At 60.7% G+C, this 21,720-nt stretch carries 14 protein-coding genes and 5 pseudogenes; 5 read left to right on the plus strand and 14 right to left on the minus strand.

The window, feature by feature from the left end:
* From BMZ83_RS13150 to BMZ83_RS13180, 8 genes and pseudogenes are all read right to left on the minus strand, one after another.
* Window positions 1-187 (minus strand): TFIIB-type zinc ribbon-containing protein (locus tag BMZ83_RS13150; protein ID WP_281243264.1); only part of this gene is annotated, 187 nt, incomplete at its 3' end.
* A gap of 165 nt (window positions 188-352) precedes the next feature.
* A pseudogene (locus BMZ83_RS17250) lies at window positions 353-792 on the minus strand (hypothetical protein).
* Window positions 793-1,563: 771 nt separating this feature from the next.
* Complete coding sequence (locus tag BMZ83_RS13160; protein ID WP_074879453.1) at window positions 1,564-2,619, minus strand: NAD(P)-dependent alcohol dehydrogenase; 1,056 nt, start codon at window positions 2,617-2,619, stop codon at window positions 1,564-1,566.
* A gap of 263 nt (window positions 2,620-2,882) precedes the next feature.
* Window positions 2,883-4,280: pseudogene (locus tag BMZ83_RS13165) on the minus strand (primase-associated protein); the annotation flags it as partial.
* 17 nt (window positions 4,281-4,297) lie between these two features.
* A pseudogene (locus BMZ83_RS16435) lies at window positions 4,298-4,449 on the minus strand (DNA primase); the annotation flags it as partial.
* A gap of 245 nt (window positions 4,450-4,694) precedes the next feature.
* The gene (locus BMZ83_RS13170) at window positions 4,695-5,354 is read right to left on the minus strand and encodes a hypothetical protein (protein ID WP_074879456.1); all 660 of its coding nucleotides are present in this window, start codon (window positions 5,352-5,354) and stop codon (window positions 4,695-4,697) included.
* Window positions 5,355-5,393: 39 nt separating this feature from the next.
* Window positions 5,394-7,325, minus strand: a complete 1,932-nt coding sequence (locus BMZ83_RS13175; protein WP_074879459.1) for a heavy metal translocating P-type ATPase — start codon at window positions 7,323-7,325, stop codon at window positions 5,394-5,396.
* Window positions 7,326-7,336: 11 nt separating this feature from the next.
* Window positions 7,337-7,552 (minus strand): heavy-metal-associated domain-containing protein, encoded by a 216-nt coding sequence (locus BMZ83_RS13180; protein WP_074879462.1) that lies wholly within the window; start codon window positions 7,550-7,552, stop codon window positions 7,337-7,339.
* Window positions 7,553-7,909: 357 nt separating this feature from the next.
* Between BMZ83_RS13180 and BMZ83_RS13190 the strand changes: the two genes are divergently transcribed.
* The 4 genes and pseudogenes from BMZ83_RS13190 (at window position 7,910) to BMZ83_RS13205 (ending at window position 14,280) form a co-directional block, all read left to right on the plus strand.
* Window positions 7,910-9,439, plus strand: coding sequence for a potassium channel family protein (locus BMZ83_RS13190; RefSeq protein ID WP_079990193.1), 1,530 nt, complete (start codon window positions 7,910-7,912; stop codon window positions 9,437-9,439).
* Between the two features lie 351 nt (window positions 9,440-9,790).
* The gene (locus BMZ83_RS13195; protein ID WP_074879467.1) at window positions 9,791-10,891 is read left to right on the plus strand and encodes a hypothetical protein; all 1,101 of its coding nucleotides are present in this window, start codon (window positions 9,791-9,793) and stop codon (window positions 10,889-10,891) included.
* A 110-nt stretch (window positions 10,892-11,001) separates the two neighbouring features.
* Window positions 11,002-11,799: pseudogene (locus tag BMZ83_RS13200) on the plus strand (transposase); the annotation flags it as partial.
* Between the two features lie 168 nt (window positions 11,800-11,967).
* The gene (locus tag BMZ83_RS13205; RefSeq protein ID WP_074879470.1) at window positions 11,968-14,280 is read left to right on the plus strand and encodes a nitric-oxide reductase large subunit; all 2,313 of its coding nucleotides are present in this window, start codon (window positions 11,968-11,970) and stop codon (window positions 14,278-14,280) included.
* 409 nt (window positions 14,281-14,689) lie between these two features.
* On the opposite strand, the gene BMZ83_RS13210 is transcribed toward BMZ83_RS13205, so the two are convergent.
* The 5 genes and pseudogenes from BMZ83_RS13210 to BMZ83_RS13230 all read right to left on the minus strand — a co-directional run bounded on the left by BMZ83_RS13210 (window position 14,690) and on the right by BMZ83_RS13230 (window position 18,953).
* Window positions 14,690-15,142 carry a hypothetical protein gene (locus BMZ83_RS13210; protein WP_074879472.1) on the minus strand — a complete coding sequence of 151 codons (453 nt, stop codon included), beginning with the start codon at window positions 15,140-15,142 and terminating at the stop codon, window positions 14,690-14,692.
* Entirely contained in the window at window positions 15,139-15,651 is a 513-nt protein-coding gene (locus BMZ83_RS13215) for a winged helix-turn-helix domain-containing protein (protein WP_074879476.1), read from the minus strand. The genes BMZ83_RS13210 and BMZ83_RS13215 overlap by 4 nt, the downstream gene beginning before the upstream one ends.
* 77 nt (window positions 15,652-15,728) lie before the next feature.
* Window positions 15,729-15,898: pseudogene (locus tag BMZ83_RS13220) on the minus strand (transcription initiation factor IIB family protein); the annotation flags it as partial.
* A gap of 425 nt (window positions 15,899-16,323) precedes the next feature.
* Window positions 16,324-17,400 (minus strand): SDR family oxidoreductase, encoded by a 1,077-nt coding sequence (locus BMZ83_RS13225; RefSeq protein ID WP_074879574.1) that lies wholly within the window; start codon window positions 17,398-17,400, stop codon window positions 16,324-16,326.
* Window positions 17,397-18,953, minus strand: a complete 1,557-nt coding sequence (locus BMZ83_RS13230; protein ID WP_074879479.1) for a succinic semialdehyde dehydrogenase — start codon at window positions 18,951-18,953, stop codon at window positions 17,397-17,399. The genes BMZ83_RS13225 and BMZ83_RS13230 overlap by 4 nt, the downstream gene beginning before the upstream one ends.
* Window positions 18,954-19,293: 340 nt before the next feature.
* Here BMZ83_RS13230 and BMZ83_RS13235 point away from each other — a divergent pair, with 340 nt between their 5' ends.
* On the plus strand, window positions 19,294-19,659 hold the full coding sequence (locus BMZ83_RS13235) for a rhodanese-like domain-containing protein (RefSeq protein ID WP_074879483.1): 366 nt from the start codon (window positions 19,294-19,296) through the stop codon (window positions 19,657-19,659).
* 536 nt (window positions 19,660-20,195) lie between these two features.
* Here BMZ83_RS13235 and BMZ83_RS13245 read toward each other — a convergent pair.
* Window positions 20,196-21,422, minus strand: a complete 1,227-nt coding sequence (locus tag BMZ83_RS13245; protein ID WP_245748701.1) for a tyrosine-type recombinase/integrase — start codon at window positions 21,420-21,422, stop codon at window positions 20,196-20,198.
* Between the last annotated feature and the right edge of the window lie 298 nt (window positions 21,423-21,720).

Below are 21,720 nucleotides of genomic sequence, written 5' to 3' on the forward strand. Positions count from 1 at the left end.
CGCCGTCGTCGATGTGCCACTCTGGCCCGTGATCGATCGCTTGGTCGTCGATGATGAGGCCACAGTCGTCACAGACGGTTTCAGCCGCGTTCGTCCGGACGGTGCCGCCACATTCAGGGCAGGGATCAGTTGGACCGCACTGGACATCCTCGTCGAAACCACGACCGTAGATGTCGTTTGTCGTCATCAGTCTCACCTACGCGAGGCGACGCCGATGCAGCGCACCCCGCACCCCTCTCGGGGGTGACAAACTCGACAGCTGTAGACGCAAATCGGACGTCGACATCGATGGTGCCGAGGTGTTAACCAACACTCTGCCGACACCGGTCGAGAATGTTGGTTAAGTCGACCTCTACGGCGTTCGGAGCTCTCGAACTGGCTTCACGACGAAGGTGTCTGGCTCGCTGGCTGCTTCTTCACCTGACCGCTCCGCCGGTGTCGAGGGCGACCGTGTGAGCTGGGTGATGAGCTCGTCGCGATCGGTTCGTCGAGGGACGATGGTCTCGTGCCAGCACAGCCGGTCGTCGACGTGCCGCGTCTGGCACTGCTCGCCGACGTCGTCGCCGGCGACGTACTGCGTCCGCGTCGACCGCCCGACCTGCCGGGAGACGAAAACGGCGCCACGGCCTCGTGCGTGAGCTCGACGAGCGCACACTCCACGAGGGCGACGACCGACGCGTGATCCCGGTCGGTCGGAACCGTTACCTCGAGGGCTGCTCACGGCGCCTCACCATCAGGGGTAGTTCCTGCCTGATGCGCTGCTCGTGTCTTGCTGCGTCGTTCCGAAGCCATCGTCTATCGGGGGCACGTGATGCGCCCCGCCACCCCCTCGCGGGGGCAACAGACACCACCGAAACGTATCCGGTCAACCTATGCGCTACATCTGATACGTCCGTAGTTACGCTACCCTTGTGACGGCCCCTCGGCCTGAGAGAGCCGGCGGCCTTCGCACACTGCATATCGCCTCTTTCTTTGGACGAAACCCGCGATATGCAAGGCGAAATAACGCCCTCAAATCGCAGGAGAACCTCGTCGGGCCGATTTGAGGATGTAGAAAGTACCTCGACAAGTTCCGAGATGATACTTTAACCTCAAAAATTGCCCGACGGCGGGGTAACGAAGGCGATTTTGGACGTATCTAGATACCCGGAAACCCCTGCTTCACCTGTTGTATATCTCTCGAGGTTCTTCGGCTCGGTACCTCGAATCGTGGAATACTCCCTATTCCCTCGATTCCGTCCGTGTTAGCCGCTGAAAATTGCTCGACGGGGGTTCAGAAGAACCTGATTCTAGTCCGCAGTATAATTCTCGATATTCTGAGGGGAGTGGGTCTGCTGAAATCCTCCCAACTCATACAACCGGTTTGCTGAATATAGGGGATAAATGCAGAATGCTGCCGATGTTTGTTTCGCACCTTCGATAGAGAATTGACCGTTAACTAGGTGTGCGTATCGGTCACCGACTTCCAATCCGGGGGCGGCGTACCAAATCGGCCAAATTGGGTAAAGACTTACCAAATCAAAGAACTGGAGAAAATTGGTTGTCGCCAGCTGGCGCACACATTCAGTTGTCGAAGTCAATGAGTGGTTTGATAATATCGTCTTCTTTGGTTTCCATGAGGTGGAAAGCCTCGTCGATTTCCTCTAATGGGAATTCATGAGTTGTCATCTTCGTGGGGTCAACTCTGTCGGCTTCAAGCAAACGGAGCAACCGTTGGAGGCGGAGTCGTCCTCCTGGGCAGAGCCCTGTCTTGATATCCTTCTCCGCCATGCCGACACCCCATTCCTCCCGAGGAATGTTCACGTATTCACCTTCGCCGTGATAGCCACAGTTTGAGATTGTCCCACCAGGTTTCGTTACTTTCACGCATTGTTCGAAGGTCTCACTGCGGCCGAGTGCTTCGATAGCTGCATCGACCCCTTCATCGTCAGTGAGACCCATAATTTGCTCGACTGGGTCACCGTCCTCGAAGTCAACGATCTCGTCGGCCCCGTATTCGCGTGCCAGCTCCTGGCGGTTCGGCACGGTCTCGACAGCAATGATTCGTCCTGCGCCCTGAAGCACTGCCCCCTTCGTCGCCATGAGTCCGACTGGGCCCTGCGCGAAGATCGCAACAGTTCCCCCAATTGGAATATCGGCATTTTCTGCTCCCATGAATCCCGTACTCATCATATCAGTCACATAGACTGCTTCTTCATCGCTCACACTCTCCGGAATGTGGGCAAGATTCGCGTCCGCATCATTGACATGGACGTACTCCGCAAACGTGCCGTCCTTGACGTTGGCGTACTTCCACCCTCCGAGAGCTTGATTCGATTGTGAGGGGTGGCCATCCTGTGCCGCAGTAGATCCCCAGTCAGGTGTGATAGCGCCGACAGCGACTCGGTCGCCGGGCTCGAAATCCTCAACGGTCTCACCAACACTCTCAATCACACCGACAACCTCATGCCCAAGGGTCAAATTTTCCCGTTCGCCAACTGCCCCATGCACAGTATGGACATCCGAGGTACAGACGAGGCCTTTTGTTGGGCGAATAATCGCATCGGCCGGCCCCATCTCGGGTTTGTCTTTTTCGAGAAATCCTACTTCGCCGAGCTCCTCCATGACGAATGCTTGCATTGGGTGTCACCCAACTAGACTATCGTTCGACCACGCTATTCAATTGGACCTCGATTCTTAATCAATGAGACTCTACGGAGTGTTGAATGACAATGAGTACGTATAGGGGGTTCTCGATATATCTCGTGCCGACACGCCACTCTGCGGACTACATCCTCTGTACCTAGCGATTCAACGCGACGGTCGATCCGCTCTCTCTTATCAGCAGAGTCGCCAAACCAATCACTTTCTAAGGATTCCACAGATTCGGGGTTGTCTATGATTCAGAATTGCTCAGCGGGCCCAGCTGATTCCTCCTCGACCTGCTCGTACATCTCATCCGGGAAGGGGAGACTACCCCAGATCGAGTAAGGACACTGGTCTTGGCCGATGCAGTAGCGCTGGAGATCGTCGTTATCGCAGTTCATCGGCAACGGCGTGTCGCCGTCGATTGTGTTCGAGAACTCGTACCGAATCTGGTATTCGGTCTCCTGCTCGTCGTACCACGGCCACCGCGAGAAGACGTCCTTGAGGTCCGCGACGATCTCGTCGAGGCTGCTGTCCTGATACTGTGGGAGCCACATCACCATCCGCGCGAAGTTATAGAGGTCCTTCCTAACCGGCTTCTTCTCGTGCAGTCGCTCCTCCATATTCGCCATACAGGGGAGTTCGAAGAGGTCCTCGATCTCCCGGACCTCGATCTGTTCGGCGCCGGTTCCGGCTCGCCCGATTCGGTACGTATTGACGCGCCCGTCGCGGTCGATCGTGACTGCCGAGTGCGACTCGTGGTCGGCCAGCGTCTTCGCCAGACTGCTTGGACTCGAGATCCAATCCGTCACGGAGGATTCCCACTCGTCCTCGGCCTCATACGCCGCGACCGCTCGGTAGAGCTCCTTCGCTGTGTGGAAATCGCCCTTTTGCGCGACGTCGTCGGGGGCGTCACTCAGGGCCCGTCGGAGGACGCGGATCGTCCGCTCCCCACGGTCCCAGTTCCGCCAGATTCGCTCGTGATGGCCCGATTCGAGATAACGGTCGATCCGCTCCGTAATCGCCGACTCGTTCGTGGTCAACCACGTCAGCTGATCGTCGGAGAGCCCGTCTTCTTGTACCCACAGGAGCTTCTTGAACGCCCGCTCAGCATAGTCCCGATACTTGCTGTCGAAATCACCCACCGGGACGTACAGCTTGTTGTCTTTCATTCGTGTCAGTATCTCCCCGCCGTCACTCCCCGTCACCGCTTCGTCCTCCCGAACAAGGCATTTTCGCGACGCCGCCGCCATCGGGATTTCGAGGTAGAGGCCATCCCCGAATTCTGGCATCTCTGTGATGCCCGTACAGACCCGACCCGGATGCGGGCCATCTTCACCGGGCTCCTTGCTGTACAGCACATCGGCGATGTCCTGTTGGAGTGACCCATCGCCGTGGGCGCGGATGAGGGAGGCGAGATTGTTGACGTACAGCTCTCGGATGTCGTAGAGCACCTGGATGTTCCGGGGCGATGCGTGTTCGAACTTTGGGTGTGCTTTCACACAGATCGCACTCAGCATCGCGAGCACGGCGAGCGTCCCCGGTTCGTCGACGAACGGCTCCTCGGTGGCATCGGCACGAACCTGCTCTTTGAACGCCGCCGTCCCGAACCGCTCGACGTCGTTCACGAGGTCCTCGGGCTGGTCCTCGTCGTCGGTGGGGGTACTCCGACCTATTCCGTGATCACCCCGGGCGTCGCCGATCGAACGTCGACCGCCAGCTCTCGATAGGTTGGACGATGCTACAGACGTCGGCGTGCAGCGAGTAGGACAGGTGGGCGACACGCCGGCGGTCGGCGGTCACGACGGAGTCGATCGGGATCTCTCGGAACGCGACGGCGTAATGTTTCGGGCCCGTCGCCCAGATGAAGTCCGGCAAGTCATCGATATAACGGGGAAACTCCTCGACCTAGTAGGCATAGATTTCCTCCTGAGTTGCCTTTCGCCACGTCATGACTCGAGTTCCTCTTTGAGATTTTTGAAGCAGATACCGTCGAAAATTGGCTTCAAGCGTTCGCCTTCGCATAGAACCAGCTTATCTGAACACTACCCACGGATAATAATCACACGCTACTTAGAGATCCAGGTGACTGTAAACAAGTTATCATCCCCGAGGACGGCTTGGACGCGGCCATGCCACGCCTCTGCGAACACCTTTCGGTCGCCCTCATTGGCTGTTCCCTCGATAATATGCTGGAGATTGCCGAGCGCTGGTCCACCATCGGGAACCTCGCTGACGTGGTAGGTTACCTCGACAGTCTCACCCGTATCTGTTCGGCGGAAGCGGAACGTCGGTGCTGCGCTGTTGGGCTCAAATACGTCGTACGTGAGCAGGTTTCGGCGGTCACCGTAGCCGTCGGCGAGCCCGGCGAACCCGTCTTCCTGGGCTGCGCCGGTCACGTACGAGATGAGGCGCCCCATCACGCCGTACGTGGCGTCATCACGTGATCCCGGGGCAAGCACTTCGACGTCGCTCCGGACGGGGAGTTCGTCCGGGTACAGCGCGTCGAGACCCTGCTGTGCGATCCGGTAGGCGCCCGAGGCAGTCGGGCAGGAGTGCCCTGCCGTCTTCACGAGGTCCTCGTAGGTGACGACAAACGGCTCGCCCGCTTCGAGGACGGCGAGTGCTTCTGCGACGGGATCGCGGATGCGGATCGGTTCGACGTCGTATTCGACGGCCCAGTTCGAGTCAGTACGGTTCGTGTCTGTCGGCGTCGTGTTCTGTGACATTAGTTGTGAAGTTTCGAAAGTGGTTGTGTGTCTGTGCTGTTAGTACCGCAGCAGCCGCATCCCGTTGCCGATCACGGCGAGGACGCTGGCCTCGTGGACGAGCATCCCCAGCGCGAGCGTGACGTAGCTCGTCAGCACGCCCCCTAGCAGCACCGTCACCACCACAAGGGCTAGCCCGACGTTCTCGAGGACGTTCCAGCGCGTGGCCTTACTGAGTTTCACCGCGTAGGGGATGCGTTCGAGGTCGTCGGCCATCAGCGCAATGTCCGCCGTCTCGATGGCGGTATCAGTCCCAGCCGCACCCATGGCGATGCCGACGTCAGCGGTCGCCAGCGCCGGCGCATCGTTGATGCCGTCGCCGGTCATCGCCACGACGTGCCCATCGGCCTGGTACTCCGTGACGACATCCTGTTTGTCCTCGGGCAGCAACTCGGCGCGGTAGTCGTCGATCCCGATCTCGTCGGCGACGGCGGCCGCGACCCGCTCGTTGTCACCGGTCAGCATCACCGTCTCGATATCGGCATCCTGCAACTCCTGGATAACGCCCGGCGCAGCCTCGCGCAGCTCATCGTGGAGCGCAATAGCACCGACTACAGTCCCGTTGAGGACGACGTGGATGGCGGTCTCGCCGCGCTCCTCGCGCTCGCGGACGTACTCAGCGACGTCGTCCGGGAGGTCGATTCCGCGCTCGTCGAGTAACGCGCGGTTCCCGACGACGATCTCGCGGCCGTCGTGGTGAGCGACGACGCCCTTCCCGGCGACCACGTCGAAGTCGTCCGGCTCGGGCAGCGACTGCGTCTCCGTGGCAGGTGATTCGTCGTCTGCCTGGTCAACCGTCGTGCCACCGTCGGTCGCGGCCGTCTGGCGGTTCCGAGCCGCATTGAGGATGGCGTCGCCGAGGTGGTGTTCGCTCTTCATTTCGGCGATAGCCGCCAGGTCTAGGACCTCATCGTCATCGGTGTCGAACCCCTCGACGTCAGCAACGGCCGTCTCGCCTTTCGTGAGAGTGCCGGTCTTGTCGAAGGCGATAAGATCGATCTTGCCAGCCTGTTCGAGGTGCTCGCCACCCTTCATCAGGACGCCGTTCCGCGCGGCGTTCCCGATCGCCGAGACGATGCTGACCGGCGGCCCGATAACCAGCGCGCCTGGACAGCCGATGACCAGCAGCGTCAGCGACAGAATTGCGTTCTGCGTGACTGCGTACGCACCGATAGACAGCACGATGATAGCGGGGGTGTAGTATTTGGCGAAGCGGTCGATGAGGCTCTCGGTGGGTGATTGCGCTTCCTGGGCCTCCTCGACGCGCTGGATGATGCGCTGGAGCGTGGTATCCGTCCCGGAGCCGGTAGTCCGGATCTCAATAGCTCCTTCCTGGTTGATGGTGCCGGCGTAGACCTCGTCGCCGTCGGCTTTGTGGACGGGCGCGCTCTCGCCGGTCACCGGTGCCTGATTGACGGCGCTCTCGCCGTCGACGACGTCGCCGTCCACGGGGATCTTCTCGCCGGGCTTGACGATCACGATCTCGCCCTCTTCGACCTCGCGGGCGGGCACCTCTTTTTGCTCGCCGTCACGGCGCACGGTGGCCGTATCCGGCGTCATCTCTAGCAGTTCTTCGAGGGCGTTGCGCGTCTTGCGCATCGTCCGCCCTTCGAGGTACGACCCCAGCGCGAACAGGAAGACCACCGCGGCGGCCTCCCAGTACGACCCGATACCGATCGCGCCGATCGCCGCGAGCGTCACGAGCGTCTTGACACCGAGTGTTCGGCTTTTGACCTCGTGGTAGGCGGTCTTGGCGATGTCGTAGCCGCCGACGACGGCCGCGAGGATCAAGATCGCGGTGCTTGCGGTATCAAAGGCGGGGCCGGGGACGTAGCCGATGCTCCAGCCGCCAGCATAGAACAGGCCACTCAAAGCAACGATGATGGCCTTGCGATGTTGTCGGTAGTACTGTTTGACCGATTTTGTATCCATGACAGGTCTCCTTAGGCAGGCTGGGGCGTGTAGCCCTGGTTTTCGATGGTCTGTTCGAACGTGGCGACATCGGCGACCGCGTCGTCGTAGTCGATCTCGACGCGACCGGTCGAGTAGTGCACCTCAACGTCGTCAACACCTTCGACGTTGCCGAGGGCGCGTTCGACGGTGCTCGCACAGCTCGGACAGTCGAAGTCCATCACGCGGAGTTGCGTCGTTTCGCTCATTGCAGTTTAACGTAGCACCCGGATCCCCCTAAGTATTTTTTAGATGATATGTTTGAGTATAGATATGGGGTATTTGAGCGGACAAACGAGTCGTCTAGAGCTTTCACTAAACCAGAGGAAGGGCGTCAAATAGGATTTATACAACTGTCGCCCCTCCTAAGCCTGTGCATGCCGTCAGTTCACACATAGATACGTCCGATGCCGAGCACGAACTCGCAGATATCGCCGTCCGAGATGCGCGAGTGTCTGATGCTATCAACGAACCGATGCGGGCGATAATTCTCGGCATCCTCGCTGACGAAGCGTTGACGGCGATCGAACCAGCACTTACACAGCCTGCCCGGACGAGGAGGTCCTATGGCCGAGTGCGTTTATACACCCGAGTTCGAGGGTGTGGAACGGTCGTGTCCGCGGCCGGCGACCGACGGACGGAAGCGGTGTCCGTTCCACCTCGAGCCAGCCGAGCGCGACGCGGCGGGCGTCGGCCCTGGGGTCCTCCGTGCGGCGTTCGTCGCTGATCTGGAGGCGGACGACCCGCGACGCCGCGAGTACGTCGGTGTGGCGGTCCGCGACCTCGATCTGTGCGAACTCGTCGTCGACGGCGGCGATGCCCGCCGAATCGCGTTCCGCGACCTCAGTGTCGAAGGGACGCTCGACCTCTCCGGATCGGTCTGGCGGCATCCGCTCGACCTTGAGGACGCCCGGATCGGCCAACTGGATGCTGCCGATGCTGCGTTCGAGCTGGATGTGACGGTGCGGGACTCGACCATCGGCAGCCAAGACGGGCCCGCAACCGCCCTCAGACTCGGCCGATCGACGCTCGAGCGGAGCCTCCGGGTCACTGCCGTCAAGTTCACCGGTGGCCTGGCCTTTCCGGGGTGCCGAATCCCGGGTTGGCTAACCTTCGACGACGTCGATGTCGCGGGGCGGACGCACTTCTCCGAGGCGTCGCTCGGGACGGCACAGTTCCTCCAAACGCGGTTCGGGGACACCATCGAGTTCAGCCGCGCCACCTGTGATCGTCTCACTTTCGACGGCGTGGGCCTGGCGACGGATGCTCGCCTGGACCTCTCCGAGGGAACATACAACCGGCTGCGGGTGTTTCCCGGCGGCGCGCTGACTTGCCTGCTTAACGAGGCGACCGTCGACGGCGGTCAACTTGGCCAGCCCATCGGTGCCGACGCCAGGTACGACCTCACGGACGCGACGGTCGGTGCGATCGACCTTGACTGCAGCGTCGACACGCTCGACCGCTACCGGCTCTACCGGACGCGGTTCGAGGGCTTCGAGTTCGCCGCGTACCGGCCGGTCTTCCGCGCGAACCGGTGGAAACTACACTCGTACGTCGGCGATCCAGTCGAACCGAACTCGATCGAGGGTCTGGAACACACCTACCTCGAGGCCTGCCGGGGCGCGTCGACGATGGGCGACGCAGAAACCGCCTCGAAGTTCTTTGTCCGTGAATTGCGCTTTCGCCGGCGGCGGTACGCCACCCACGCCCGGTCGGCCGACTTCGGAGTCGTGCACCGGCTCGAGGCCGCAGCGCGGTGGGTGACGAACGGCTTTCTCGATTTCATCGCTGTTTACGGCGAACGACCGCACCGACCGCTGCTACTGGCACTGCTCGTGATCCTGACAAGTGCCCTCATCTATCCCGCCACCGGTGGACTGGCGGCCGGCACTGGTCCGGTCACGTACGCGAGCGATGGAGTCGCGGCCCTCGTCGACGGACTGTACTTCAGCATGGTGACGTTCGCGACGTTGGGCCTCGGTGACGTCCACCCGGTCGGTAGCGTGGGGCGGTACGTCGCGGCCACCGAGGGCCTCACGGGTGCCTTCCTCACTGCGGTTTTTGTCTTCTCGCTCGGCCGGCGTGTCGCCCGCTGATCCGTCGGGTATCCCTCCCCCAGACCGACCCTAGACAGCACCACCAGCATCAACAGACCCTGGACGACGATGCTGACGATGGCGATGCCGAAGTACCGCTTGAGTAGCGAGAGGTCGTCTTCGTACTGTGGCTTCTCCAGATTGACGGATCAGGAGTTGTCGAGGGTCCGGTCAGTGATTGGTTCGGTCTCTCCGTGTGCATGCTGGTGGTCGTCACCGTAATCGTGGGGATGACTTGCCCCTATAAAATTGGTCTGTCAGTCGTATAAGGGGTTTGGAGGTGTATCCGCTCCATCTCTAAGGGGGGTAGTCGTCTGGGGGGTATTTCGGCTCAGAGCACGAACTAGACGTATGGATGACCACAAAACTGGAGGGAATCGGGGGGGTGCGCCAAATAGCGTGTTTTCCGACCTCTATGGGGAGCTCAAGTCGTTACCGGTCACCGTGGAATCGGTCTCGTTCGAGGGGAAGCGTATCGAGACGGAACGGCAGACCTTCGAGCGGACCATCATTCGAGTTCGGGGAGATGACGCAACCGGGTTCGGGGAGGATGTCACTCGACCCATCGAGGCACACGAGCGACTCCGCGAGGATGGACTGCCCCTTCCGACTGGCGATTGGACTATCGAAACGTTCTCTGACGCTCTCGATACCGATCCGGTTCGCTTAGAGCAGACAGTGCCCAGAGAGACACCTGAGCATTTGCGCTGGGCAATCGAGAGTGCAGCCCTGGATCTAGCGCTCAAACAAGCAGGACGAACATTGGCCACGGTGCTGGATCGAGTGTACGAGCCCATGGCATTCGTTGTTAGTCCACGGCTTGGTGACCCTCCACGTACACGTCCCGTGGACCGCTTCCTCGATACGAATCCAAATGTCGAGTTCAAGATTGATGTCCCTGACACACCAAGTGATGAGTTACTCTCGGCACTGTCGGAAACAGGTGCGATTCGAATCCTGGACCTAAAAGCACAGTACGATTCGGACGTCAGTGCCCCCGTTGATCCGGACCTCTATCAGCGGTTATTCGAGACCTTTCCAAATGCGCTCATCGAGGATCCAGCCGTCACAGATGCGACACGACCCGTGCTCGAGGAATATTCTGACCGGATCTCCTGGGATGCCCCGATAACAAGTGTCGAAAGCATCAAAAACCTCCCGTGGGAACCAACTATCCTTAATATCAAACCGTGTCGGTCTGGGACGCTCGATTCCCTCTGTCGTATTCTCGAATATGCCTCCCAACACGACATCGAACTCTATGGAGGCGGAATGTTCGAGCTCGACGCCGGCCGAGCGCACTCACAGGCAATAGCATCGCTGTTCTATCCGAATGGACCAAATGACCTCGCACCACCTGTGTATCACGAGTACCAGGCCGACAAATCCTATCCTCCGAGTCCGCTGGATCCACCAGCCAAACCGACTGGGATCGGCTGGTATTCTAGGTGACAACGGTCGTTTGACTCCCCGGGAATTGTGTCCGGCTCTGGTGAGATTCTCTGCTTTACTCAGCTTTGCACGTTGAAGTAGGAGCATGACGTAGCCGGTAGCAAGGACGGATGATGCCGATTACGAATTTCTTGTCGAGTACGCGCGTGTTCGACGAGTTCGACTCGATGTCACCGGCACAACGCCGTCACGCCAAAACCTACGCCACCGGTCTTGTTGCGGCCAGCAACAAGACCGTAGCGGGCATCGCACGCGAAGTCCTTCCAGCCAACAGCAAACGCGCCATCAACAAGTTCCTCACCGAGTACGACGGGGACGAACAGCAGTTCAACCACGAACTCCTCGAAGAACTCCAGAAACATGGTGAAACACGCTGGTTAACAGACGGCTACATCATCCTTGACGACACGATAACCCAGAAAACCGGGAACGAAGTCCCCGGAGTCGGCCGTTTCTATCATCACGCCGAAGATGACATTGTCTGAGGTCAAGGCCTCATCTACGCTTTCTACGCTGACGACAAAACGGCCTATCCGCTCACCTTCCGTCTCTACGAACATCACGACGGCCACGATACCAAATACGATCTGGCCAGAGACATCGTCACGGAACTCGAAGAAGAGGTAGGTGTGCCTGCGGACACCTATCTCTTCGACTCATGGGTCGCCCACGATTCTGGACCTCCTGACCACATCGAAGCCTACGGCAAGGACTGGATCGGCCCCCTTCGAAGCAATCGTAAGGTGACATACGCCGGCGATGTAATTCGCATCAATGCGCTGGCAGAGCGCATCGACACGACTGAACGCGACATCGAGGACGACACCTATCACATCTGGACGAAGAAGCTTCCCGTCTCACAGCTGGGAGACGTGAAGCTGGCTATTGCCGAGAAAGAAACCGACGATTGCCCACTTCGCGAACACATCGATGAGAATGAACACAAGTGGCTTATCGCAGTCGGACGGTTCAAGCCCACACGTAGATAGGTCAGATTAGCGTGACACCCGTGACGCTCCGGTATCGTTCTTCCATAGGACCATATTTTATGTCACGAGAGTGTGTGGGTGAGACACATGGAGGTACGCCGAAAGACCCTCGCAAAGTTGCTCGTGGTGGCGTTTGTTTTCAATTTAATCGTGATGGGTCTGGGGGCGTACCACGCGTACGAGCAATCTCCGGAACGGCCGGACCGCGTCGTCGGTCCCGACGGCGCCGTCCTCGCCACGAATGAAGACATCGTCGCGGGAAAGGCTGCCTTTCAGCAAAACGGCCTGATGAATTCGGGATCGATACTCGGGAATGGCGCGTACTTCGGGTCCGACTACACTGCGGACGCGCAGGAACGTATGGTAACTAACATGCGCGAGTACGTCGCCCGCGAACGCTACGACACGGCGTACGACTCTCTCCCCGCGCCCGACCAAGCCGCAGTGAACGAGATCGTCAAGAACCAACTGCGGGAGGGTTCGTTCGGTGAGACGATGGAACTCACCGCCGCGGAAGCCTACGCGTACCGCGAGGTGCGCGAAGCGTACGTTGATCGCTACTACGACGGCGCGCTGGAACACGGGATACCTGCACAGTTCGTCGAGACCCGTGAGGATGCGCAGCGGTTCGCCGATTTCGCGCTCTGGACCGCGATGTTCGCCTCGATAGACCGTCCCGGGAGTTCGGTCTCGTGGACGAACGAGTGGCCGTACAACCCCGGCGCCGGGAACACGCCGCCCACGTCTTCGATGACGTGGAGCGTCGTCGCGATGGTGCTCCTCGTCGGCGGGGCCGGTGCAGGTATCTGGCTCTACATGTCCGTCGACCTTACCGAGCCCGACACTGAGGGCGTCGACGTCCCCCACCCGAACGAGATTGACCTCCTCCCGAGTCAGTTCGCCGCTATCCGCTTCGTCCCGGTAGCGGCTATGCTCTTCGTCATCCAGACGCTTCTCGGGGGGTTGATGGCACACTACTACATCGAACGTGAGGGGTTCTACGGCATCGCAGAAGCCCTCGGCATCGATGCAGTGGCGAACCTGCCTTTCGCTATCACGAAAGCCTGGCACATCGATCTCGCAGTACTCTGGATTGCGACCCTCTGGCTCGGTGTTGGCCTCTTCCTCCCACCATTGCTCACCGGTCACGAGCCGAACAACCAGAAACGGTACATCCACGTCCTGTTGGGCGCACTGGTCGTCGTCGTCGGCGGCGGATTACTGGGCATCTGGCTCGGCGCCCAGGGCTACATTGACGGTGAGCTCTGGTGGATTCTCGGCAATGAAGGCCTCGAATACCTAGAGGTCGGCCGGCTCTGGCAGGTCGGTCTGCTCGCCGGGTTCATTCTCTGGGCAGCCCTCGTCGCCCGCGGCTTCAAACCCTTGCTCGACCGGGAAGAGCGGTACGGGCTCGCCCACATGATTCTCTACGCGGGTGGATCCATCGCGCTGCTCTTCTCCGCGAGCATGTTGTATACGCCCAAGACCACGATGCCAGTGACGGAGTTCTGGCGCTGGTGGGTCGTCCATATGTGGGTCGAGGGCGCCTTCGAGTTCTTCGTCGTCGCCATTATCGGCATCTCGCTCGTCGCCATGAACCTCCTTACCCGGCGCAGCGCGGCGAAAGCCGTCATGTTCCAAGCGTTGTTCGTGATGGGGGCCGGCGTCATCGGTGTCAGCCACCACTACTGGTGGATCGGCATGCCCGAGTACTGGATCCCCATGGGCAGCGTCTTCTCCACGCTGGAGTTCATCCCGCTGATCTTCATCCTTTACGAAGCCCTCGGCGAGTACCGCGCGATGATGGGGGCAGGCAAGGACTTCCCCTATCGGCTGGCATTCATGTTCATCATCGCTTCCGCATTCTGGAACTTCGTCGGCGGTGGTGTGCTCGGGTTCTTCATCAACCTCCCGCTCGTCAACTACTACGAGCACGGCACCTTCCTCACGGTCGGCCACGCACACGGCGCGATGTTCGGCGCGTTCGGCTTCCTCGCACTAGGCATGGCCGTCTACGCCCTCCAGTTCACCACCAAACCTGGGAAGTGGAATCCGACAAATCTCCGGCGGGCATTCTGGTTGTTGAACGCTGGCCTCGCGTGGATGGTCTTTATCGGCGATATTCCCGTTGGCTTCCTCCAGTTACAGACCGTCTTCACGGAGAACTACGACGCCGCCCGCTCGCTCGCCTTCTACAACCGCGACATCGTTCAGTGGCTATTCTGGGCGCGCCTCCCTGGCGACATCCTCATCATCGTAGGCGCGAGCGTGTTCGGCTATGATGTCCTGAAGAAACGGTTTGTCCGCCGTGAGGAACCCGACACGGTGCCAGAGGGAACGATCATTTCTCGGCGTATCTTCGCCGAAGATGACGCGGGTACCGACCTCGACGACGACTAACGCCCACCGTCATACAAATCATTAATTACCCCTTTCTTTCTCGCTGAGATTGTGCCGGCTTCTCGCTAATTAGAGCCGACCGCACCGGAGACCCGATGCAGTCGGTGAATCAGCAGTGATCAACATGGCCTGTCACAGGAAGATGTGCTACTGAGTACCATAATTCTTTGGCCATTTCTCCGTTTGATGACGACCACATCAAAACGAAGCTGTTGGAAGTGGCCCAGTGTGGAAGTCTATCTGGGTGGTGCTGATCTCGTGGAGTCGAACCACAAGACCCGACCGCGAAGACTGCGTGGATGGCAGCGGGTATCGAATTCGGCCAGTTCGGCTTGCAGAGCCCCAGGGTGATCGAACGGCGATCATCCGAGAGACGCGTTGGATGACCGAACGATACGCTAATGCCCCCTTACGGCGGGTTTGAGACACTATTCAGCTGCTCCATGTCGTCATCCTCGTACGCTGCCCGGCACATCGCATGAACGGCACGCGTCACGAGTGAGACCTCCGTCACGTCGATACAGGACGGCTCAGCGGCCGTCGTCGCGGCCTCGGGCGGAGGATGGAAGTGGATCTCGGGCGAGTGTGTATTCGGGTGGCGATCGAAGCGCCAGTTGATGTCGTCGCTATCGACGTAGTGGAACGCATACATCCCCAGTTCGCTCCACTGGATATCGAGCCGAGCGCTGTCGGCGTCGCCGAGCCCATCGCTGAGACTGATCTGTAGTTCCGTGGGGGCGACGACGTCGTCATACGCTGTTTCGTCGACGAGCGGTTCGAGTTCGAGCCAGAGATCACGAATCCGCTGGAGCGCCGGGAGATAGACCGGCCCGAACTCGCCGGCTCGGTCGTCCCCGTTCATACCGCGAGCTGGTGGCTGGCCTCGTCGTAGGCGAGTGCTGCGTGGGCAACGGCGAGATTTTGCCGCGTCGTGCGCCACGCGGTGAGATCGTCCCAGCCCTCAGTCTCGTCGGCGTCGAGTTGCTGGGTGAGTTCCTCCGGTGACACCACGTCGTAGCGGTCCTCGTAGCGCCGGATCTCGGCCTTCATCTCTTTGATGCTGTCGAGCAACTCCGGCCGATCGACTTCCTCACGCAGTTCGCGGATCCGGGACATCAAAATTCGGTCGGTGTTGCGCTTGTACAGCGTTGTTTGGCCGTCCTGTTCCGTCTCGGCAAAGCCCGTGTTCACGAGCGCCCTGCAGTGTCGACGTGCCGTCGGCTCGCTTACGAGGGCGCGGTCGGCGATCTCGGCTGCCGACTGCCCGTCGTGGGTTTGTTCGACCATCTCGTACACTCGCTCGAACGGCGTGGTCTCCTCTTTCCAGTCCGCTTTGACCTGCTCGTTGACGTCCTCCCATGTCTCGGTCATACTGGGTGCTATGCGCGCTATGAAGAAATAATTTCCTGAGGAAACTATACACCGACAATGCTTGTGCAGCAGCCTTGTCAGGCTACCTGCTCCTCTAACGTCTCGTAGTGTGTCCGGACCGTCATTGGCGTGACGTTCCCTGTCTCCGCGACGTCGCTTTGCGTTACCCACTCCCCGCTTTGTAGAGACAGACCGCTGCGAACCCGGTCGGATGGACGCCTGTCGTGACGCCGCGCTCTTCGGCCTTTCTGCCCCGCGATGCGTCTGAGCTCCTCGATGAGGTGGTTTGGTGTGATTGACCGCTTGTGGCCAGCCATGTGGCCCGCAATATCGACGTTCGTTTCGAACGATTTTCCGCAGATATCGTACGTGTAGTCTCCATCGACTTTCATGCGTAACTCCGAGGGTGGACACGCCCGCACCCTCGTGGGACAAACTCGCTCGACGCGCACCCTTCCCCCGGTTTCTGGCATGAATCTCAGACTGGTTTCCGAGGTTGTGGGTGTGCGCGCAGCGAAGCGAGCACGAAGGAGAGAGTGGGGTCTGGGTCGGTCCGGCACACAGCGAACAAGGAGGCTGCTCCGACTGGCTATGCTTCCCACCAGCGATCGCGCTCCGGGAAGTGGATGGTGCTCCAGCCCGTCACGGCCAGCAAGACACCGACCACTCTCGTCAAGTCATCGCGTCGGACCGCGCATCGTGTGTTCGCGCGTACTCGACGAGCACGTCCACGTACGATGCGAAGGGTGGACACCGGATGCCGCTCCCCGCGAGTGCGCGGCGAGTCGCAGGGTTGACGTACCGCGTCGGGAGCGTGAAGTAGTCGAGCGTCTCCGGCGGGATGCCCGTCACTGAGCGGACCGCTCGCGTCCCGAGCAGGCGCTTCCCAACGCCCGGGGTGGCCGGGACGGGGAGAACCTGGGTGTTCGTGGCGTCGGCGAACAGCCGCGTGAGCTCGGCAATCGTCGGCGGGTTGGGGTCACAGAGCTGGTAGACTGCACCGGGCTCGCCATGCTGGCTCAGGTAGTCGATCGCATCGACCACGAAGTCCCATGGGACGACGTTCAACTCTGTCGAGCCCGCTCCAGGGAACCACGGGAGCGGAGCGACGCCCGGACAGCGCTGCAGCCAGCGCAACACGTAGTACGGCCCGTCGTATTTCTCGGTTTCCCCGGTTTCGCTGTGCCCGACGACGATGGCCGGCCGGTACACAGTCGCCGGGAATCCCTCATCCATGCGCTCTTGCACCAGGCGCTCGGCTTCGAACTTCGTCGCCTCGTAGTGGTTGTTGAACGATTGGCCAACGTCAAGGTCCGATTCGGTAAACACGCCGTCGTAGCGGCCGCTCACGTAGCAGGTGCTCACGTATTGGAACCCCTCGACGTCACAAGCGGTGGCGAAATCGAGGACGTGTCGGGTCCCGTCGACGTTGACCGCTTCGCCGACCGCTCGACTCACGCCCAGGTCGTACACAGCAGCGAGATGGAACACCTCCCCGACAGCGGCGTGAAGTGCGCTTGTGTCCTCGGCGTCGAGTCCGAGCCCCTGCTCGGTGATGTCACCGTCGTAGAGGCGGACGTCCGCTCGCCAGTCGTCGCCGGCAAGCTCCGCCGCGCGGGCCTCGGCGGCCGCCCGGTACTTCGGTTGGACGAGACAGTGGACCGTCTCAGTTCGAGTCACGAGCCGCTCAAGTAGGGACGCACCGAGGAAGCCGGGGAACCCCGTTACGAACACCTCCGGTGCGGTCACCGCAGCCACCCCGGCAGCCGCTTGAGAAGTTTCGAGAAACCGGTCATCAACCGTGCCCAGACCCCGTCCGGAAGTGGTCCCGGCCCGATTTGAAGCCCCCGTTGGACCGCCACCGTTTGGGCCTCCGTGTACTTCAACAGCCCCTCCTCGCCGTGTCGCCGACCGATACCCGAATCACCCATCCCGCCCATCGGCGCATCTACCGACGCCCATGCAGCCGCGTAGGCCTCGTTGACGTTCACCGTGCCGCAGTCGATTCGTTCCGCGACGCGCTCACCGCGGTCGTGATCGCCCGTCCAGACGGAGGCGTTCAGCCCGTATCGGGAATCGTTCGCCCGTTCGACGGCGTCGTCGACGCTCCCGACCGGGTAGAGGCTCACCACTGGTCCGAACGTTTCCTCATCGAAGAGGGTCATCTCATGCGTCACGTCCGTCAACACCGTCGGTTCGTAGAAGTAGGGCCCCACGTCCGGTCGTGGCCGCCCCCCGACGAGCACGTCGGCACCCTTCTCGATGGCGTCGGCCACGTGGCGTTCGGTCTTGTCCAGTTGTGCGGCAGACTGCAGCGATCCCACATCTGGCCCGTACGCGAACCCGGTACCAAGGTCGAGAGCCCGTGCCTCAGTGACGAAGGCGTCTCGGAACGCTTCGTAGACCGACTCGTGGATATAGAGTCGCTCGGTGCTGATACAGAGTTGGCCCGCGTTCGGGAAGCAGGCACGGATCGCTCCACGGGCTGCCTTCCGCGGGTTAGCGTCATCAAGGACCAGCAGCGGGTTCTTCCCCCCGAGCTCGAGCGAGCAGTCGATGAGCGCACGCCCCGCGCGTTTGGCGACACTCCGCCCCGCCTCGGTCGAGCCGGTGAAACAGACGTAGTCGACGCGGTCGACGAGCTCGGCCCCCACCCGTTCACCGGTCCCGGACACGACCTGAAACGCCGCCGGCGGGAGGCCGGCGTCGACGAGCAACTGGCGAGCCAGGAGCGCCGTATGGGTGGTCTCCTGGGCGGGTTTCAACACCACGGCGTTGCCCGCGAGCAGCGCCGGCAGTGCGTCAGAAACCGACAGCGTGACAGGATAGTTCCATGGCGAGATGAACCCGGCGACTCCCTTCGGCCGACGGTGAACCGTGGTCTTCGTCAGCCCCGGGATGGCCCCACTACGACGCTCGCTCTCGAGCAGTTCCGGGCCAGCATCGGCGTAATGGGTGGCTGTCTGGACGACGTCAAGCACTTCCTCGAAGGCGTCCCGCCGGGTCTTCCCCGTTTCCAACTGCGCGACATCGAGTAGCTCGTCCTGTGCATCGAGCACCCGGTCGGCATATCGCTCCAGAACGGCCGCCCGCTCGGTCAGCGGGCGGCCGGCCCACGACGCTTGTGCCGCCTCGGCCCGCTCGACGGCAACCTCGACATCTGCCTCTGTCCCTGCGGGAATCGATGTGAAAGGGGCGCCGCTAACCGGCGCGATCACGTCCAACCGCTCCCGCTCACCGGTCACGACGAGGGCGTCACGGAGTGATTCGAGTCGGTCCCGCCCGACCGGGCTGTTGTGCATACATGGCCTACACAGAGGCAGAGCATAAACGGCGGTGGAGCGGTTCATCGATCGTCTTCTTCATCGAACGCGACACCGACGTCGGCTGACCGCTCGGGAGCTTTGATGTGGGAGTAGTGCCCTTAGGCGACGCTGGGTGTGTTGTCGAGTTGCTCGGCGGCCCCGATACCCTCGTTGCTTCACGAGAAGCTTCCCGACGCCACGCCGCGCCCCGTCCGGCGCCGATCACCGTTGAGGTTAGGAGATCCTGTGTCTGATGGCTGTACGAGCCCGCTTGAATCGAGGGTTGTTGTAACCATCTGTCGGCACGCTTTACCGACGCCATCCACAAGCAGACGTAATGAGCAAAATCCGCCCGGACGACCTGGACACCCGGCCCGAGGGCGAGCAGCCCTTCGTCCTCGATATTCGGCCACGTGAAGCCTACCAGGCCCAGCACATCGACGGGAGTCATAACCTCCCGGTGTACGACGACCTGCGCTCTGGCGACGAGGACGCGCTCCGACAGCGTCTCGACGAAGTCCCAAGAGACCAGGAGATCGTGACCGTCTGCAAGATGGGCGTTGTCGCGAAGCGGGCGACCCGAATTCTCGTCGACGAGGGGTACGAGGCGACCACCCTCGCCGGTGGTATGAGCGGCTGGCGTGGCTACCAGAGTGGGACACTGGGGTACAAAATCCGATCGCTACTCTGGCGGCTGTACTAAAGCCCGCTACGACTTGAGATCGATCCAGGTCTCGCTCAGCACGGGTTCGACGACAGGATTGTCGACTTGATTTTTAATGGGATCGGTGCGATCCTCGTCGCAATGTGGGGCACAGTGTATCTCACTACAGTTTCAAAACGTCTCGCTAGCCAGTTGGAACAGCAGTGAAAAGCTGGACTGGGTCTAGTGCCGCCCGGAAACAGCGAGATTTTCGCCCCTTGCAGATGCCCAGTCCCTCGACAGACGTGTCGCCGCCGGAGGCGAATGGGAAAATGGTCGACCGGCTTCTTTCTCGTCGAGGCGAGACCAGTTTTCAGAACTAACACGGAGAGTAGCTTTGAGTGCGTCAAGAACGACAGGGCCGAAGAATCAGTAAGCCAGTTCAGCAGGTCGTCCCCGTCCTTGAGAAGGTAGTAGCGGAGAAACAGCGCGAGTGCGACCCCGACGAGGGGGAACGTGACTGTCCCGAACGTGTCGATCGACATGTCGAACCGCTCAGCCATTTCCTCTTGGTATTCGCGTTCGATGTCGTATTATCATTCTACCTCGAATGCCGCAGCAAGCCGTTCACGCATTCCCTCGCGCCGGAGTTCGCGACGCTTCGCCTCGCTCGTGTAGTTCCGAAGCACTGTCTCCGGGTCATCACTCCCCTGATCAGCAGCGATCGCTGCCGTTCGCTCGGCCAGTTCAGCGACGACCTCGGAGTACGTCGAGTACCAGAATCGGCGCCCGTACTTCGGCGTCGGCGTCTCGCCCCGGACCGTTACGCCGGCTTCCTGGCAAAGCGAATCAAACCGTCGGGAGACAGTCGAGGTGGCGATATGCCCCGATTTCGCGGCATTCGAGGGGAATAGGTGGCCGTTCCATTCATCGTCGAAGGAATCGATCCGCTTAGAAAGCGTATCTAAGCCGAACAACAGCGCCACCGATCCGGGTCCGTTTTTCCGCTCACCGTCGCTGAACTCGATGTAGGGGTCGTCGCCGTCGAGGTCGAGCTGGGAGACGTGGAGTGCAGCAAGTTCCGACGGTCGAAGCCCCCAGCCCGCAAGGCCGACGATGAGGAGGCGATCTTCCAGCGAGTCGGCCGTTCGGTGGAGTGCCCGCACCTGTGAGGCGTCAAGGGCTGGATTATCGGGTTCGTCACGCTCCCAGTTGAATCGTCGAGCAGCCGTCCCGAGAGGGTTGAACTCCGCACGCCCTCTGTCGAGAAGGTAGCCGTACCAGTCCCGGGCGACGCGGAGGTACTCCAGCTTTGAGCCTGGCGACGAGAGTTCCCCGTCAAGCATATCGAGCGTGGCCCAGCAGCGGTCGATCTCCAGTGCTCGGCTATCAGCGTCCGTAAGGGCACCAACGAGGTCCTCCCGGTCGTTCACCTCGGCGTAGGTGCGCGCCCACGTCGCGAGCCGTGAGCGACGCGTGTCGGCCGTCGACGGTGCCACAGTATCACCGCGGGTCTCGATGCTCTGTAGATAACTCTCGAGGAGTTCGACCGTTCTGGAGTGGTCGATCTCCCACTCGAACCCTTGGGGTTCGTCCGTGCCCAGGCCGACGTAGTCCTCGAAAAACTGCATCGGTGTCGTGTCGTGGTGCTCTCGAAGCGCGTACCCCAGCCCGCTGTAGCCGTTCTCAACGAGCCACTCGTGGCTAGGCCTGTCGGCCGTCGAGTCATACCCATCCGCTTCCCGGTCGCGCGCAATTTTGTCCCAGTAGAACTGCTCCAGTTCCTCGAGTGACTTCCGCGACCAGTGGATTTGTTCAGGCACTGTTTCCACCCGAGTACAGCCTGTTTCCTCTGGGGTTTGGGTAATCTAAGGAGGCCATTTCTCTACAGTAGCGTTTACCAGCTAACTACTTGATAATTCCGCTTGTGCAACTGTGCGGTGGACACAACTGCAACTAGTAAGAATCGAACGAATCGACGTGGGGATCCAATAAATCAGATAGCGCTATATGGAATTTGTCGGCGGTTAGGTTGCGAATGCCCCCGAAAGCGTTCAAGGGTCTGCCCAGTTTTGGCGGTGGAAACCACCCGATCACTACCGGAACAAGCCGAGAAACGTA

The sequence above is a fragment of the Halolamina pelagica genome (assembly GCF_900115675.1).
GTDB classification, from domain to species: domain Archaea; phylum Halobacteriota; class Halobacteria; order Halobacteriales; family Haloferacaceae; genus Halolamina; species Halolamina pelagica.

Coding starts and splice junctions, on each gene's coding strand:
- BMZ83_RS13160 (WP_074879453.1), bottom strand. CDS start 2,619: ATGCAAGCATTCGTCATGGAGGAGCTCGGCGAAGTAGGATTTCTCGAA.
- BMZ83_RS13170 (WP_074879456.1), bottom strand. CDS start 5,354: ATGTCACAGAACACGACGCCGACAGACACGAACCGTACTGACTCGAAC.
- BMZ83_RS13175 (WP_074879459.1), bottom strand. CDS start 7,325: ATGGATACAAAATCGGTCAAACAGTACTACCGACAACATCGCAAGGCC.
- BMZ83_RS13180 (WP_074879462.1), bottom strand. CDS start 7,552: ATGAGCGAAACGACGCAACTCCGCGTGATGGACTTCGACTGTCCGAGC.
- BMZ83_RS13190 (WP_079990193.1), top strand. CDS start 7,910: ATGGCCGAGTGCGTTTATACACCCGAGTTCGAGGGTGTGGAACGGTCG.
- BMZ83_RS13195 (WP_074879467.1), top strand. CDS start 9,791: ATGGATGACCACAAAACTGGAGGGAATCGGGGGGGTGCGCCAAATAGC.
- BMZ83_RS13205 (WP_074879470.1), top strand. CDS start 11,968: ATGGAGGTACGCCGAAAGACCCTCGCAAAGTTGCTCGTGGTGGCGTTT.
- BMZ83_RS13210 (WP_074879472.1), bottom strand. CDS start 15,142: ATGAACGGGGACGACCGAGCCGGCGAGTTCGGGCCGGTCTATCTCCCG.
- BMZ83_RS13215 (WP_074879476.1), bottom strand. CDS start 15,651: ATGACCGAGACATGGGAGGACGTCAACGAGCAGGTCAAAGCGGACTGG.
- BMZ83_RS13230 (WP_074879479.1), bottom strand. CDS start 18,953: ATGCACAACAGCCCGGTCGGGCGGGACCGACTCGAATCACTCCGTGAC.
- BMZ83_RS13235 (WP_074879483.1), top strand. CDS start 19,294: ATGAGCAAAATCCGCCCGGACGACCTGGACACCCGGCCCGAGGGCGAG.